The 278-nt window shown below is 66.2% G+C and carries 1 protein-coding gene; it reads left to right on the top strand.

Features of this window, described 5'->3' with window-relative positions; all coding sequences use genetic code 11:
- Positions 1-278 (top strand): recombinase family protein (locus ACR6JA_RS22700; RefSeq protein ID WP_494599722.1); only part of this gene is annotated, 278 nt, incomplete at both ends.

Genomic DNA, 278 nt, shown 5'->3' with positions numbered 1-278 from the left:
ACAAGGCGTCGGGCAAGGACACACGGCGGCCCGAACTGGAACGGCTGCTCGCCTTCGTGCGCGAAGGCGACACGGTCGTGGTGCACAGCATGGATCGTCTGGCGCGCAACCTCGACGACCTGCGCCGCCTGGTGCAGGGCCTCACCCAGCGCGGCGTACGCATCGAGTTCCTTAAGGAGCATTTGACCTTCACCGGCGAGGACTCGCCGATGGCGAACCTGATGCTGTCGGTAATGGGCGCGTTCGCCGAGTTCGAACGCGCCTTGATCCGCGAGCGG

The organism is Cedecea sp. B1(4) (assembly GCF_059414925.1).
This window is presented reverse-complemented; position numbering and strand designations above follow the sequence as displayed.